This window comes from Mesorhizobium sp. B2-4-17, from assembly GCF_006441275.1.
Classification (GTDB): domain Bacteria; phylum Pseudomonadota; class Alphaproteobacteria; order Rhizobiales; family Rhizobiaceae; genus Mesorhizobium.
Map to the genome: position 1 here is coordinate 1 of NZ_VFUX01000032.1, position 13,896 is coordinate 13,896.

General features: G+C 60.8%; 16 protein-coding genes and 1 pseudogene. 12 read left to right on the plus strand and 5 right to left on the minus strand.

Annotated elements, in window-relative coordinates; all coding sequences use genetic code 11:
- The 4 genes from FJ548_RS23285 to FJ548_RS23300 all read left to right on the plus strand — a co-directional run.
- The coding region (locus FJ548_RS23285) for an alpha/beta hydrolase (RefSeq protein WP_140779058.1) at positions 1–861 on the plus strand (861 nt) is incomplete at its 5' end.
- Positions 862–1,040: 179 nt separating this feature from the next.
- The gene (locus FJ548_RS23290; protein WP_140759602.1) at positions 1,041–1,571 is read left to right on the plus strand and encodes a DUF1003 domain-containing protein; all 531 of its coding nucleotides are present in this window, start codon (positions 1,041–1,043) and stop codon (positions 1,569–1,571) included.
- A gap of 276 nt (positions 1,572–1,847) precedes the next feature.
- Positions 1,848–2,147, plus strand: coding sequence for a DUF982 domain-containing protein (locus FJ548_RS23295; RefSeq protein WP_140759599.1), 300 nt, complete (start codon positions 1,848–1,850; stop codon positions 2,145–2,147).
- A gap of 18 nt (positions 2,148–2,165) precedes the next feature.
- Positions 2,166–2,450, plus strand: coding sequence for a DUF982 domain-containing protein (locus tag FJ548_RS23300; protein WP_348640947.1), 285 nt, complete (start codon positions 2,166–2,168; stop codon positions 2,448–2,450).
- 482 nt (positions 2,451–2,932) lie between these two features.
- On the opposite strand, the gene FJ548_RS23305 is transcribed toward FJ548_RS23300, so the two are convergent.
- Together FJ548_RS23305 and FJ548_RS23310 are read right to left on the minus strand one after the other, a co-directional pair.
- Complete coding sequence (locus FJ548_RS23305) at positions 2,933–3,151, minus strand: hypothetical protein (protein WP_140607161.1); 219 nt, start codon at positions 3,149–3,151, stop codon at positions 2,933–2,935.
- A gap of 704 nt (positions 3,152–3,855) precedes the next feature.
- Complete coding sequence (locus tag FJ548_RS23310; protein WP_246678743.1) at positions 3,856–4,350, minus strand: inorganic diphosphatase; 495 nt, start codon at positions 4,348–4,350, stop codon at positions 3,856–3,858.
- 147 nt (positions 4,351–4,497) lie between these two features.
- Here FJ548_RS23310 and FJ548_RS23315 point away from each other — a divergent pair, with 147 nt between their 5' ends.
- From FJ548_RS23315 to FJ548_RS23325, 3 genes are all read left to right on the plus strand, one after another.
- A complete protein-coding gene (locus FJ548_RS23315) occupies positions 4,498–4,764 on the plus strand; it encodes a hypothetical protein (protein WP_140779059.1) in 267 nt (88 codons plus the stop codon).
- 218 nt (positions 4,765–4,982) lie between these two features.
- Complete coding sequence (locus FJ548_RS23320) at positions 4,983–5,201, plus strand: hypothetical protein (RefSeq protein ID WP_140607163.1); 219 nt, start codon at positions 4,983–4,985, stop codon at positions 5,199–5,201.
- Positions 5,202–5,917: 716 nt separating this feature from the next.
- Positions 5,918–6,214 (plus strand): DUF1236 domain-containing protein, encoded by a 297-nt coding sequence (locus FJ548_RS23325; protein ID WP_140607164.1) that lies wholly within the window; start codon positions 5,918–5,920, stop codon positions 6,212–6,214.
- A 743-nt stretch (positions 6,215–6,957) separates the two neighbouring features.
- Here the strand turns inward: FJ548_RS23325 and FJ548_RS23335 are convergent.
- Both FJ548_RS23335 and FJ548_RS23340 read right to left on the minus strand, forming a co-directional pair.
- Positions 6,958–7,446: an invasion associated locus B family protein gene (locus tag FJ548_RS23335; protein WP_246678745.1), complete on the minus strand. Its 489-nt coding sequence runs from the start codon at positions 7,444–7,446 to the stop codon at positions 6,958–6,960.
- Positions 7,447–7,564: 118 nt separating this feature from the next.
- A pseudogene (locus FJ548_RS23340) lies at positions 7,565–8,016 on the minus strand (YadA-like family protein); the annotation flags it as partial.
- A gap of 198 nt (positions 8,017–8,214) precedes the next feature.
- Between FJ548_RS23340 and FJ548_RS23345 the strand changes: the two are divergent.
- From FJ548_RS23345 to FJ548_RS29990, 5 genes are all read left to right on the plus strand, one after another.
- Positions 8,215–9,663, plus strand: coding sequence for a phosphatidylserine/phosphatidylglycerophosphate/cardiolipin synthase family protein (locus FJ548_RS23345; RefSeq protein WP_140779061.1), 1,449 nt, complete (start codon positions 8,215–8,217; stop codon positions 9,661–9,663).
- Positions 9,664–9,760: 97 nt separating this feature from the next.
- Positions 9,761–10,561: an endonuclease/exonuclease/phosphatase family protein gene (locus FJ548_RS23350; protein WP_140607168.1), complete on the plus strand. Its 801-nt coding sequence runs from the start codon at positions 9,761–9,763 to the stop codon at positions 10,559–10,561.
- A 117-nt stretch (positions 10,562–10,678) separates the two neighbouring features.
- A complete protein-coding gene (locus FJ548_RS23355; protein WP_140607169.1) occupies positions 10,679–10,996 on the plus strand; it encodes a hypothetical protein in 318 nt (105 codons plus the stop codon).
- A 176-nt stretch (positions 10,997–11,172) separates the two neighbouring features.
- On the plus strand, positions 11,173–12,021 hold the full coding sequence (locus tag FJ548_RS23360; protein WP_181168882.1) for a hypothetical protein: 849 nt from the start codon (positions 11,173–11,175) through the stop codon (positions 12,019–12,021).
- A gap of 75 nt (positions 12,022–12,096) precedes the next feature.
- Complete coding sequence (locus FJ548_RS29990) at positions 12,097–12,291, plus strand: hypothetical protein (protein WP_181168884.1); 195 nt, start codon at positions 12,097–12,099, stop codon at positions 12,289–12,291.
- A gap of 16 nt (positions 12,292–12,307) precedes the next feature.
- Here the strand turns inward: FJ548_RS29990 and FJ548_RS23365 are convergent, their stop codons facing one another.
- Positions 12,308–13,822, minus strand: coding sequence for an aldehyde dehydrogenase family protein (locus FJ548_RS23365; protein ID WP_140779062.1), 1,515 nt, complete (start codon positions 13,820–13,822; stop codon positions 12,308–12,310).
- Between the last annotated feature and the right edge of the window lie 74 nt (positions 13,823–13,896).

The following is a 13,896-nucleotide window of genomic DNA, read 5'->3' on the forward strand; positions in this document are numbered from 1 at the left end:
CATGTGGTGGAGATCGATGGTGCACGCCTGCATTTTTTGGAAGCCGGCACTGGCGTGCCGTTGCTTCTGCTGCATGGCAACGGGTCGATAGCGGAGGATTTCACGTCGAGCGGCATCTTCGAGCAGGCGGCAAGGACCTACCGGGTGCTGGCATTCGATCGTCCGGGATTTGGCAGAAGCTCACGATCGCGGGGCCGGCGCTGGTCGGCTTGCGATCAGGCCGACCTCATACATGCCGCCGCCGCCAAGCTTGGCATCGAGGAATATCTGGTGATCGGGCATTCCTGGGGAGCATGGATCGCAATCGAACTGGCGCGCAGGCATTCCGCATCGGTCGCCGGTATCATTCTGGTGTCCGGCTACTACTACCCGCAGCCACGGCTGGATCTTGCACTGGCTGCACTCCCGGCCCTACCGTTGGTCGGCACCGCGTTTCGGCACACCCTGCTGCCATTGCTTGTGAGATCGGCCTGGCCTTGGGCGATGAAGGAGATCTTCCTCCCGGCGGTGGTCGCCAGCGAGTTTGCCGCACTCGCCAAAGAAGTCGCCAGCCGCCCTTCACAGCTACGCGCAGTCTGTTCGGAGACGGCTTTCATGTTGGCCGCGGCCCTGTTTGCGAAAGCCGCCTACGAGGACATTGCCGTTCCCACCGGGATCGTGGCGGGCGCGGCTGACCGGCTGTTCGATGCGGAACGAAATGCGCGACAACTGCACGCGGAGATCGGCGGCTCTCTCCTCGATATCGTTCCGGGCGCCGGCCACATGGTTCATCAAAGTGCGCCGCAGTCAGTCCTCGCCATGGTCGACAGGATTGCGCAAATGCATTCCTGGTCGCGACCAGGTCCCTCCTGCGAGGCTTGAGTAGGCGACGAGATCAGGCAGTTCGGCGGGTATTGCCGATCGGACCTGGGCCGACAGCATCGGGCGCGGTGCCGTCCAGATGGTCCGAACCTTGGGAACTGATGGGAACCGTCGATGGAACCTAAGCTAGCGCCGGACGTATCAAGCGGGGGGCGAGCAACGTCGCCGGGGGTGGCACCATGACCGCTCGACACTTTGCCGACATGCAGCCGATCCTTCATCAGAACATACAGGCCTTGGTCGACCACAGGCAGCAACAGGAGGAGCATCGCGGAATCCAGATGCGGATTGCTGGCGCCATTTCGCGTTTCGCGGGAAGCATGACCTTTGTGTATTTGCATCTTGCGGCGCTGGTTGGCTGGATCCTCGCGAACGTGGGAGCAATCCCAGGCATCCCGGCCTGGGACCCGACTTTCGTGATCCTGGCCATGGTCGCGTCAGTCGAGGCGATTTTCCTGTCCACTTTCGTGCTGATCAATCAGAACAGGATGACTGAACAGAGCGAACGCCGAGCCGAACTGGATTTGCAGATCAGCCTTCTAAACGAGCATGAAACCACGCGGCTGATTGAAATGGTGGCTGCTTTGACGGCGCGCTTGAACGTCGCGACGCCGGCCGACGAGGAGCTGCCGCAACTGGCCGAGAACGTCGATCCGCGAAAGGTAATGACCCAAATCCAGGAAGCCTCTCGAGATCGGCGGAAACCTTGAACAAATGTTTCGCATCCAAATGGCAATTCGAGCTTGTCCGTCGGCCGAACTCTGCGGTTAGCTGTTCGAGCCTTGCTCCGCTGAAACGAGCGGCAACAACAGCCGCGCATCGGAGCCGTCTGAGAAGTCCGCGTGTCCCGCCCCCTTCATCAGTCCTGCCAGATGTCCGGCTGTCTTGACACCTGAAAAGCTCGAACACATATCGTTCTGCGGTGCGAGCCAGCCCGGCCTGCACCAACCCGAAAAACTCAAAACTCGTTCAACTTGGAGGATCTGATGAACGATCGGATGTTCGATAGCCCCGTATTCGTGAAGGGCGGGGAAAACACCATTCAAGAGATTGCGTGCCTCGAAGACGCCCTGGAATTTATGTACGAGTGGCCGAAGAATAGACGCGGCCCGATTTACGACACAGCGCTTCGCGCCTGCCAGCGAGCGTTTGATCGGGACTATCCGCTGTCTGCCGCGCGCAACGCTTTCGCGGGTTTTGCCAAGTCGGCCAAAGTTATCGAAGAGGTCAGCGCGCCTCTGGCGTGGATGACCGGCAAGGCCAGCCAAGGCGGCGTGGCGGCTTAGCAGTGCTGATGGGAGGTTATGATGCTTTCGAAGCCTTTCAAAAAGCCAATCCGTGTATGGGTTGGTCTCGGCTTTCCTCGTCAACTCAACACCGTTGTCGATGCCTACCAGTTCGCCATGGACTATTGCGGCAACAGTCCTGAACAGAGAGCTGCAATTCGAGCCTGCAACGCGGCACTAACCGGTGATATCGATGCGGAGACGGCGCGCGGCGTTTTCGTGGCGTTTGCCGAGAAAAAAGGCTTGGTGGCCGACGAGTGGGTGCCGCTGCCCGTCAAGAACGAAAGGCGCAACCACGCCTGATAATTGGGGCGGTCGTTCTCACGCGGCCGCCTCGCCTGCTTCGGGGCACCGCGGCCCCGGCACAGGACACGGGCCAGGAGGGGACTAGTCCTCGCGCTCGCCCAGCGACGCCGTTGCGCGTCTATTCGACCTCGAGGTTGCTAGCTCCCCAGAAGACTGAGCCGCCCAAGTAAACCTTACGTTGAATATTGTTGATCATTGACCGCGGATTTGGGGAGAAGAGTGCGAGGAAGCGCAGATGGCAAAGCGCAAATCAAAGCGAATCAGGGTTCTATCCCTGCCTTCGCCCGAGCTCATCGTCGAAGCCACATTTTTTGCTCGAAAGTGTGGGATCACCACCGACGAGGCGTCGGCTCTCATCGCCCGAGCTAACAAAGCCGAGAAGATTCGGGACCCTGAGCGCTAATCCGTGGCCCTTGATCAGCCTCATCGCTCGCGGAATCGCCAATTTCAATCTCCAGTGGAATCCAGCGTGCCGGCGCCTAATCGAGGCGCTTGATGCGGCCCTTCTCGAGGCGGAATACTCCGGCATTGCCGCCTTGTTTCTCAAAATCGGTCTGCAATTCATCCCAGGTGCCAAGGTGCTCCCCACAGTCGGCACACAGGATCCGTGTCTCGGGTCGCGCATCACGCGGTATTCTCAGCCGGATGGTGAGGCAATAAGGGCACTCCAGCCGGTGATCGAGAAATTCTTGCGACATCGCTCAGCCCTCCTCGCTATCGGACCCCGCGTATCAACGCTTTCGGGAAGATCCGCTAAATTGGGGTCGTGGAATGGAAAGGTTGACCAGCATCTCAACAGATCGGTGCGTCTGATGCAACTCACTCCTGCCAGGCCTTGCCTTGCGGTCGTCTTCAGCGCTGTCGCCTTCTCGATTTCCCGCTGGATATGCGGGCGATAAGACCAAGTGCCGGCGCCGCCGCCGCAGGGACGCCTTTCGCAGTCTCGGCATATCCGTGCTCCTAGCTGGCCTGGTTCTTTCGAACCGCTGGGCGACAACAGCAGGGGCACGGGATCTGGAAGTTATTCGCTGTAACGTCAGGTACCGTATCTGACTTCAAGAGCGTCAGCTATTCGCTCGCAAAGCAACTCCCCCGTTGCTACATTTAGGTGAAGGCGCAGGCGCTCTCCTCGATTGTCAACGACAATTATCGCGATGCCTTCATCGGTGTAGTCGGCACCCGATTCAACATCCACCAGCCTGAAATTGCGAGGGACCGTATGCGGATCGGTGGACATATTCGTACCCCATCGGCGGCTATTCGGCAGCTGACTGTCGGATTATCCCACGTCAAGCCCTGCCATTGCAATGAGACGGACAATCACGGGACTGAACGCTTGAATTGTGCCGTATCCGATCCGGCAAAAACACCTCGGAATGACCGACGCGTCATGACCCAGGGATCACTTCAATACCTTTTGTTTTCGCTGAAAGGCCTTGGCACCCTTGATGAGTGATTTGGCCGCCTCGCCGGCGTCCTGCCAGCCCTTCAGCTTGACTATCTTGCCCGTGCCCAGCACGGACGACAAGAAGAACTGCTCTATCTCCTTGCGCAAATCCTGCGGCACGTGGTCGGCGGCGATGGGCTCGTCAAGGGCGTCCTCCCTGCGCGGGCAGAAAATATAGCGATCGTTCCTGAGCACGGTTCCGTGCGGATCCTTCTGCTGCACCCGCAGCGCACCGAGCAGGTCGCATTGAATGACCACGCCTGGGGCCGTCGCCGCCTGGTGGATCACCATGCCGTCAAGCGGATCACCGTCATCGCCGAGGGTGGAGGGTACGAAACCCCAATCATACGGGTATGTGTTGCCGACCGGCAGCGGCCTTGAATATTGAAAGACACCCATCTTCGGCTCGTAGGCGAGCTTTGCCGCAGCTCCCCTTGGCGTTTCGATCACGACGCGAAACAGGTTCCGGGACTTCGTCGGTAGTTTCAAGAAGTTTGTCATAGCCATACATCCGAAAGCGCCATCGCAGTAGCACGCGCGACGAAGCAAAAGGTTCCCGTTTTGCCAGCCGACAAATGGAACCAGCTTTGGAAGCGAATGTTCAACATTGCAGCGAAAAGGGAGAGTTTGATGGCTAAGGTTTCACCGCATGCGCTGAAAGGCGCCGGCTACGGGATTTCAACCATAAGCGTCATATTGCTGGCGGTGGTCAGCTGGAAAAGTGCCTCGCAGGATCCGATGCTTGCCGCATGCCTGTTTGGTGGTGCCGTAACCTCGATAGCTGGCATGTGTTGCCGCTGGACTTCCTATGCGATCGAAAAGCGCCACAAGCGCATGCAAAGGGATGCTTTGGGGAGCGTATGACTGTTGGTCGACCTCAATGACTCCCCGCGCCGGCGCAGCCAGTTGCCGCTGCCGTGCCCGTGATCCAAAGATGCCAAAGCGCCTGAAAATACCTCGCCGACAACGGCATGAATGGTTTGATTGATTGCCAGGGCGCCCGCCGACGATAGGCCCCACGACGCCCTTGTGTTTGCATCTCGCCCGCCCGATAGTCTCTTCGGGACGCTCTGAAAGTAGCCATGGCCAGCGAATATCTGAACCACCTTTTGGAGTGCCCCTTTTGCGGCACTATCCGGTTGCGGATTCCCAGCGACGCCCAGCCGTTGACGCCGATCACTTGCGCCGATTGCGGCAAATATCTCGGCACATGGGATGAGTTGCAAACCGATTTCGAGCTGCAAGGCGGCACCGATGGGGTGTTCCGTCTCGACAAGGGGCGCATCAAGAAGCTCGACTAAAGCGCGTCGCGTCGAAACGGATTCATGCGACGTCTTAGGTCTTTGTTTTTACGCACGTCGTTCGCCCAGAACCGAGGTCACTTTTGGGCGACATGCATTAACCCAGAAAGAGCAATCTCCGCTCGCTCGTGTGAGTGAGCGCTCATCCATTTTCAGCCTGCCGTAAGGCTTACGAGCAACACGGCCACCAAGATCGATAACGGCACCGCCATGAACAGTGCTGCCTCCAGAAAACGGGTTTCCTTGTCTCTGAACATTAGGCCAAACCTCACATCTCGGTGCCGTACGCCCGGGGGATTGAGGGTTCGCTCGCCGCCGCATCGGAGCGGCGTGCGAACCCTATCGGCGCAGGAAGGGACGTTAGCTGCGCCAATCTGCATAACCTTCGTGGTCGATTCTCCTGGAGGGTCAACTGAGGACAATGCCAACCACCAAGAAGGTGATGGCCACCGCGAATATTGGTGCGAGCAACCAGCGCGCTTGTCCGACACTCCTATCCATCACCTTCCTCCCACAAACTTGCAGCGAACAACGACCGCAAAAGGCGGCTGTTCCCGGTAAGGGGTTTGGCAGGACTTTTGCGTTTCGCGATCGGACCTAAGTCCGGTATCCGCCCGACCGAAGCCCTAATTCGGGAACGTTTGACCTCGGGCCAAGTTCGGTCCGGGCGCGGCAATGGAAGTCGTACCGCGCTTATTTTTGCGAAGGAGGAACTCATGAGAATGCATCTTGCCGCCGCCGCTGCGGCTCTGTTGCTTGCGGGTATTGGCGCAGCCGCGGCGGAGGACGTCGTCATCCAGCCCGAGCAGGAAACAGTCATCAAGGAATACGTGAAGAAGCAGCCGCTGGCTTCAGTGAAGGTTCCCGGTGTGGAACTCAACGTCGGCACGGCTTTGCCCGATACCGTCGAACTCCACGAAGTTCCCAATGTCAAATATCGCTACACCGTGATCGACAATCGGACGGTTGTCGTGGATCCGGGCACCCGCAAGATCGTCAAGGTCATCCAGTAGGGGCGATCGCAGCATTTGGCCCGCCGCCCGGCGAGGCGGCGGACCAGATCCACAAAAATCTTTAACATGGTGTGAGAACTTGGATGCCGCTCTCCGCAGCATTGTTGACTTGCAAAATGACATTCCAATGTCCCGAATGCGGTTTCGCATTCGTAAAGCACGGTAGCTGGTTTCAGAGTGTTTCGTGGTATGAGTGCGAGGGTTGTCGACGCCGGATCCGGATCACCTATCCCGACAAGCTCAAACTCTTCGCCAGGTATCAGCAGGCGCCGGGCCCGACGACAGAGCGTCCCCGGCTGCGGCACAGAATGGACGTGGCAACTACCCGATGAAGTGAATGACGAACCGGCTTTTGCGCAATTTGCATCGCAAACCGACGCCTGGGGGTGCGTCGAGGTTTCGCCCAACCTTGGCAGGACGCTTTGACTTCTGAAAATGCCGTCAATCTCGGTCCCCGCTCCGTCGAAGTTACCGGAAACATGGGCGAATGATTTGTCCGCCTTGTACGCGGCGGCAAAAGTTACATCCTGGTTTTCGAATTCGAGTCTTGTGCCCGCGCCTATGCGGAAGGCCAGCGAGCGGCTCTGGTCCGCCATCGAAGGCCGCCTCGCGCCAATGACGCGCGGCCACCGCCGCGGCGCGCGCACGGGCTCGATCACCCTTCGCCGATCCGCCTCGACATTCGGACTGCCGTGTGTCGCGGATATGAACGAATCCTGTTGCTGGCTCATGGCGATGCCTCGTTACTTGATTGGCGCAAGGGCTTCCGACAGCCCTTTGAGCGTTGCGGTCACGGTGATGGTCTGGCCGTCGACGGTTGCATAGGAGATCGCCGGCGTTGCCTTCTGCGCTATCTGCTGGCGCATCAGCGGCCCCACCGGCAACATGCCGACACAGACCATTTCGTTGCAGCCGTCGAGATGCACGTCGATCGGCTGTTTGCCATCGAACTTCAGCGACACCGGGCCGTCGCTCCTGGCGTTCGGCGCGGTGCGCACGATCATGTACGGCTTGCCGTCCTGGGTGGCGGCAAGCGACCAGTTGAAGGCCATCTTGCCGGCTCGGTCTTCGATCACCTGCGAGATATTGCACACCTTCTTGCGGGCCTTCAGGTTCTCGTCGCAGATCGGCGTCCAGTTCTCGAAGGGACGGATGGTGCGCTGGTATTGCCCGAGCTTCACGTCGGGAGGCACGACCACATCTGAAGGCTTGATCCTGTAGGGCGGAGCCATCTGCGCGGCAACCGGCGCCGGCCCGCCGGCAAGCGCCAGGCAGGTCAGCACGGCCATGGCAATTGCATCTAGGCCGGCATGGCCTGTTCGCCTGTCCATTCCCGCCTCAAATCCCCCTTCAGTTCAGCGTGAAGCTCAGGCCGGCGCCGACGCCGACGTTTCCACCGGCGGCCGTGCCCAACACATTGCCGCGGATGCGGCCATCCTCGCTGCTGTAGCCCGCGCCGAAGGCGAAGGCGCTCGAATCCCGCCAGAAACCGCCGCCACGCTCAGCTTGCCGGGATGATCGTCGTAGCGCAGCGAGGCCGCAGCAAGGCCGATTGCCGCCGCCTGCCGTGCCTCGTCCCTGATGCCGCTAATGTCCGAATTGAGCTGGCTGAACTTCTGGTCGGTATAGTTGTTAGCCTGCTGCAGGGTCGTGACCGCCACCTGGTCGGTGTAGCTCTGGGATTGGGCCAGGTTCAACTGGTTGACGTTGACCGCGTCGGTGCCGGTAACGCCGGGGCCGACATTGGAGATAACGACAGGCGCATTCGGGTCGCCGCCTTGCAGCGTCATCTTATTGGTCTTGGTTGTCGATCCGTCGGCCCTATGCTTGACCTGAGGTCACGCTCCGCTCTCCTGGATGGAGTTCTATCGGCGCTTGATTCGCTCAATCTGTCTCAGGAAACGGAATTCTTCGCTGAGCGTCGCGACCGTCATCCGGCAGAAGCCCAGGCATAAGCGCCTGCATTGCCTTCTGCGACCACCCGCTGGATAGTCCGCAAAATGTTCGAGACCCTGGCGACTCACTGGCCCCGAATCCTGGCGATCATCTCGGTGATCATGGCGACCGTCGGCATTGCCCACGCCGTCATGACCAAGGAGGACGTTCGTGCCGCCACCGGCTGGGTCGGCGTCATGCTGCTGTCGCCGATCATCGGTGTGCTGATCTATGCCGTGGCCGGCATAAACCGCATTCGCCGCGCCTCGATCAGCGCGCAGCGGCCACTTGCCGGTGACGCTTCCGTTCGCGACGCCGCCGTCGAGGAGTTGATCGGCAAGCAATATGGCCAGCGCTTCACCGGCCTGAAGACGCTGGGCGACCGGGTGGCACGGCGCGCGCTCACCTCCGGCAACACGATCACCCTGCTTAGAACCGGCGACGAGGCCTATGCGGCGATGTGTCTGGCCATAGACAGGGCCAGGCACAGCATCCTTCTGGAAACCTATATCTTCGACAATGACGCCGTCGGCCTGCTCTTCGTCGAGTCGCTGGCACAAGCCGTGAAGCGCGGCGTCACCGTCCGCGTGCTGATCGATGCCGTCGGCGCCCGTTATTCCGTGCCCAGTATCCTTGGCCATCTGCGCCGCGCCAACATCACCGCCGATCTCTTCAACGGCAACATCGTCATGGGCCTGCGCCTGCCCTACGCCAATCTGAGGACCCACAGGAAGATCCTGGTCATCGACGGCGCGATCGCCTTTACCGGCGGCATGAACATACGCAAGGGATTCTCGGCCGAGTTCGCCGGCCTTGGCAGCGCCAGGGACACGCATTTTCAGGTCAGCGGGCCTGTTGTGACCGACCTGTTCTCGGTCGCTGCCGAGGATTGGCGTTTCGCCGGCAATGAGAGGCTGAAGGGCGATGCCTGGCGGATCACACCCTTTTCGTCCACCGCCGGCCAGTCGATGATGGTGCGCGCGGTCGCCTCGGGGCCCGATGCAAGCAACGAAACCAACCACAAATTGCTGATCGGCGCCTTCTCCATCGCCCGCAAGTCGATCCGCATCATGTCGCCCTATTTCCTGCCGGACCGCGAGTTGATCAGTGCGCTGATCACCGCTGCCAGGCGCGGCGTCGAGATCGACATCGTGGTGCCGGCGAAGAACAATCTCTTCCTCGTCGATCGCGCCATGACCGCGCAATTCGACCAGATGCTCAAGAATTATTGCCGGATCTGGCGTACCGCAGGGCCGTTCGATCATTCCAAGCTGCTTTCGATCGACGGGCTGTGGGCCTATGTCGGGTCGTCCAACCTGGACGCCCGCTCGTTGCGGCTGAATTTCGAGATCGATCTCGAGATTCTCGATGCCGGCTTTGCCGAGGAGATCGAGGCTCGCATTGAAGCAGCGATCGAAACGGCCACACCCGTGACGCTGGAAGCGTTGCAGGCCCGCCCGTTCATCATCCGCCTCTTCGATCGTATATTGTGGCTCGGTTCACCCTATCTTTAACAAAACGACGTGTTTGGCGGATAGCGTGCACCCATGGAACATCGGCCGGAAGACTCTATTTGAGGTGCATGGTGAGAAAAGCAGGGACAGGCATGCCATGCGGATGAACGGGCGCAGCCTGCCGGCGAGCATGCTTTTGTCCATCCGTGACCGGCGCATGCGCAAGGCCAATGCCGCGTCGCCCAAAAAGGCCGGCGCCACCGGGACGCTGGTCGCTTCCTACAACGTCCACAAATGCATCGGCGTCGACCGCAGGTTCGATCCCGACCGCACCAGCCGCGTCATTCGCGAAATCGACCCCGACGTCATTGCGCTGCAGGAGGCGGACAACCGTTTCGGCGACCGTGACGGCCTCCTCGACCTGCCCCACCTCGAACGGGAAACAGGCCTGGTGCCGGTGCCGATCGCAGCCAATGGCAAAGGTCATGGCTGGCATGGCAACGTCCTGCTTTTCAAGAAGGGCGTCGTTCGCGACGTGCATCAGATCAGGCTTCCGGGCCTGGAGCCGCGCGGCGCGGTGGTGGCCGAGATCGATCTCGACGGAAACCGGACATTGCGCGTCATCGCCGCCCATCTCGGCCTGCTGCGCCGCTCACGTTCGCAGCAGGCCCAGGTCGTGCTGGATATCATGAACAGCCCCGACGAAACGCCGACGCTGCTGCTCGGCGACCTAAACGAATGGCGGCTCGGCAACCGCTCCGCGCTGAACACGCTGCACTTGACCTTTGGACCGCTGCCGCCGGCCGTTCCCACCTTCCCGTCGAACCTGCCGCTCTTGGCACTCGATCGCATCATGGGTAACCGGCACGGCATGATCTCGGCTGTGGAAGCGCATGACACGCCGCTTTCGCGTGTGGCCTCCGACCACCTGCCGTTGACGGCCTTTGTTCGGCTGTAAGGTCCCGGCCGCTCCGACCGGCTTGGCGTCCGCTGCGACGAGTAGCTTACCGATTGGTATTGGAACGCTAAGTCTTTCCACGAGTTGATATGGCTTAGAACCGCAGGAGGACGAAACATGAAAAAATTCATTTTGGCTTCCGTGCTGACTTTGGCCGCAACAGCCGCAGTCATCGCGCCGACGCAAGCCGCAAGTCTGGTTATCCAATCCGACGACGACAACCAATATTCGGATGACCAATCCGATAGTGGAATCGTCATTCGCCGCCACCATCACCGGCACTATAATCAGTATGGTGACGAGAATGTGCAATATGACGACTATGGCAATGGCGATTATCGCCGCTATCATCGGCGCCACCGCTGCCATATCGAAACGGTCGTGCACTGGCGCCACCATCACAAGGTGATCGAAGACGTTCGCGTCTGCGGCTGACCGCTTAGGAACTCATCTCGAAGATCACATAAGGCCTATCCCGTATCAGTCGGGATAGGCCTTATGTGCTTGACTGGCCCTGTACGCCGCTTTTGCTATGTCTGGACACAAATGTTGAAGGCTGGAAAATAGGGAACGCAACCTCGCCATCCGAGGTGGTTCAAAGCATCGGGAGAATAGCCCTGCATCTGGAAGACATAGCCGCCCATCCGGCCTTGCACCGCTACGTTCAGGAACAGTCGCAGTCCCTGATCCGAATCTATGAGGAAAGCCCCCGACTGGCTTCCATCTTTGCCACGCAGCAGCGCTGGCTGATGGGTCATGTCGGCCTTGCCATGCATTTCAGGCGCGACCCGAACGACCGCCGCAAGGAACTGACGGTATCGCGTTTCATCGAGGTCGTGCACCGCAACGCGGTGGCCAGCCGCAATACGGCCGACGCCTTCATCAAGGAGATGCTGCACTACAATATCGCCGAGTATGTGGCGGGCGGGGATGGCCGCACGCATCCGCTGCAACCGACGGCGGCCACCATCGAGAGGTTCATCGGCTGGGTCATCGCCCATCTGCGCACGCTTGACCATATCGACGGCGGCGACCGGTTGGCCAGATACCTGGAGCGGCCCGACATGCTTGCCACGCTGCAGCCCCTGGTCGCCGACGGCCTGCTCGCTTCAAAGCCGGTGCGCGAGCCCAACCAGACCTTTTCCCTGTTCATCTGGCTCAACAATGGCGGCATCGTCATGGACTGGCTGATGTCGGGCATCGATCCCGATCATGCTGGCCTCGAGCGGATTCCGACCAGCGTGGTTTCGATCGGCGACTTCGCCAAATGGCTCAAACTGTCGCGGACCCATCTCGGCCGCAAACTGCGCATGGCCGAGGAACTCGGCAGCATTGGCTGGCTTGGTCAGCGCGGCCATTCAGTGATGTGGGTATCGCACCGGTTCTATGAGGAATACATGATCGTCCAGGCGGCCAAGCTTGCCGTCGTCGACAGCGCCTTCGAAGCCTGCTTTGGCTGATATCGGGCGTCGATCCCGAGCATGCCGGCCTCGACCCAATCCCGACCGGCATCGCCTCGAAAAGTGATTCGCCAGATGACTGAAGCTGTCGCGGTCCCGCTGGCACGCAAGCTGCGCGATGCCGGCGATCTCGGCTGCGTTGGCTGGCTCGGCCAGCGTCGCAAAGCCGACGCTGGACCAACGTCAGAAGCTGTCCAGTGTTACAGCGGCGTGTACGCCTTCCACCTGTGTCGATTGATGCTCGCCGAGCCTGAACGACACTGGCTTTAGCTAAGCCCCGGCGCTCTCAATCGATGTCGAACGAGACACCCTGGGCAAGCGGCAGCGCCTTGGAATAGTTCACCGTGTTGGTGGCGCGCCGCATGTAGGCCTTCCACGCGTCGGAGCCGCTCTCGCGGCCGCCGCCGGTTTCCTTTTCGCCGCCGAAAGCACCGCCGATCTCGGCTCCCGATGTGCCGATGTTGACGTTGGCGATGCCGCAGTCCGAACCGTCGACGCCGAGGAAGCGCTCGGATTCCTGCAGGTCGCGGGTGAAGATCGATGACGACAGGCCGGCGCCGACCGCATTGTGTTCGTCGAGCACGGCGTCGAAATCCGAGTATTTCATCACATAGAGGATCGGCGCGAAGGTTTCTTCGGTCACCGGCGAAACCTGCTTCGGCATCTCGACCAGCGCCGGATGGACATAATAGGCATCCGGGTGGCCGTTCTCGACCCGCGTGCCGCCGGTCACCTTGCCGCCATGGGCGGTGGCTTCCTGCAGCGCCTTCTGCATGGCGTCGAAGGCGGCCTTGTCGATCAGCGGACCGACCAGCGACGTGGTCTCCAGTGGATTGCCGACCGAAACGCTCTGATAGGCCTTCTTCAGGCGCGGAACCAAGGCGTCGTAGACGCTGTCATGCACGAACAGGCGCCGCAGCGTCGTGCAGCGCTGCCCGGCCGTGCCCATGGCGCCAAACGCGATGGCGCGCAGCGCCATGTCGAGGTCGGCGGTCGGGCAGACGATGCCGGCATTGTTGCCGCCGAGTTCCAGCACAGCGCGCGCGAAGCGCTTGGCCAGGCGCGGCCCGACATCCCTGCCCATACGGGTCGAGCCGGTGGCCGAAACCAGCGGCACCTTGGGATGGTCGACCAGGATTTCGCCGACGGCGCGGTCGCCGATCAGCACCGGCGCCAGCCCTTCCGGCGCGTCAGTGCCGAACCGCTTGGCGGCACGCTTGAAGATCGCCTCGCAGGCAAGTGCTGTCAGCGGCGTCTTTTCCGACGGCTTCCACACCACCGCGTCGCCGCAGACCAAGGCAAGGGCTGCGTTCCACGACCACACCGCGACCGGGAAGTTGAAGGCCGAGATGACGCCGACCACGCCGAGCGGATGCCAGGTTTCCATCATGCGGTGGCCCGGACGCTCGGTGGCGATGGTCAGGCCGTACAATTGCCGGGACAGACCGACGGCGAAATCGCAGATGTCGATCATCTCCTGCACTTCGCCCAGCCCTTCGGAGGGGATCTTGCCGACCTCGATCGATACCAGCCGGCCAAGCTCGGCTTTGTGAGCGCGCAATTCTTCGCCGAGCAGACGCACCAGTTCGCCGCGCTTCGGGCCTGGCACCAGCCGCCAGGACTGGAATGCCTTGTGCGCGGCACCGATGGTCTTGGCCGCATCGGCCGGCGAGATCGTCTTCAGCGCCGCGATCTGCTCACCAGTCACCGGACTGCGCACGATGAGATCGCCGCCGGCAAACGCGTCCTTGGCCACGCCCAGTTTCGCCAGCAGTTCGGCCGTTTCCTTCGCTATGGTCATATTTATCCCTTTCAGATCCGATCGCTCATATGGCGTCGGCCACGGCCTGCCGCCATGCCTTCCCGGTGCCGTCA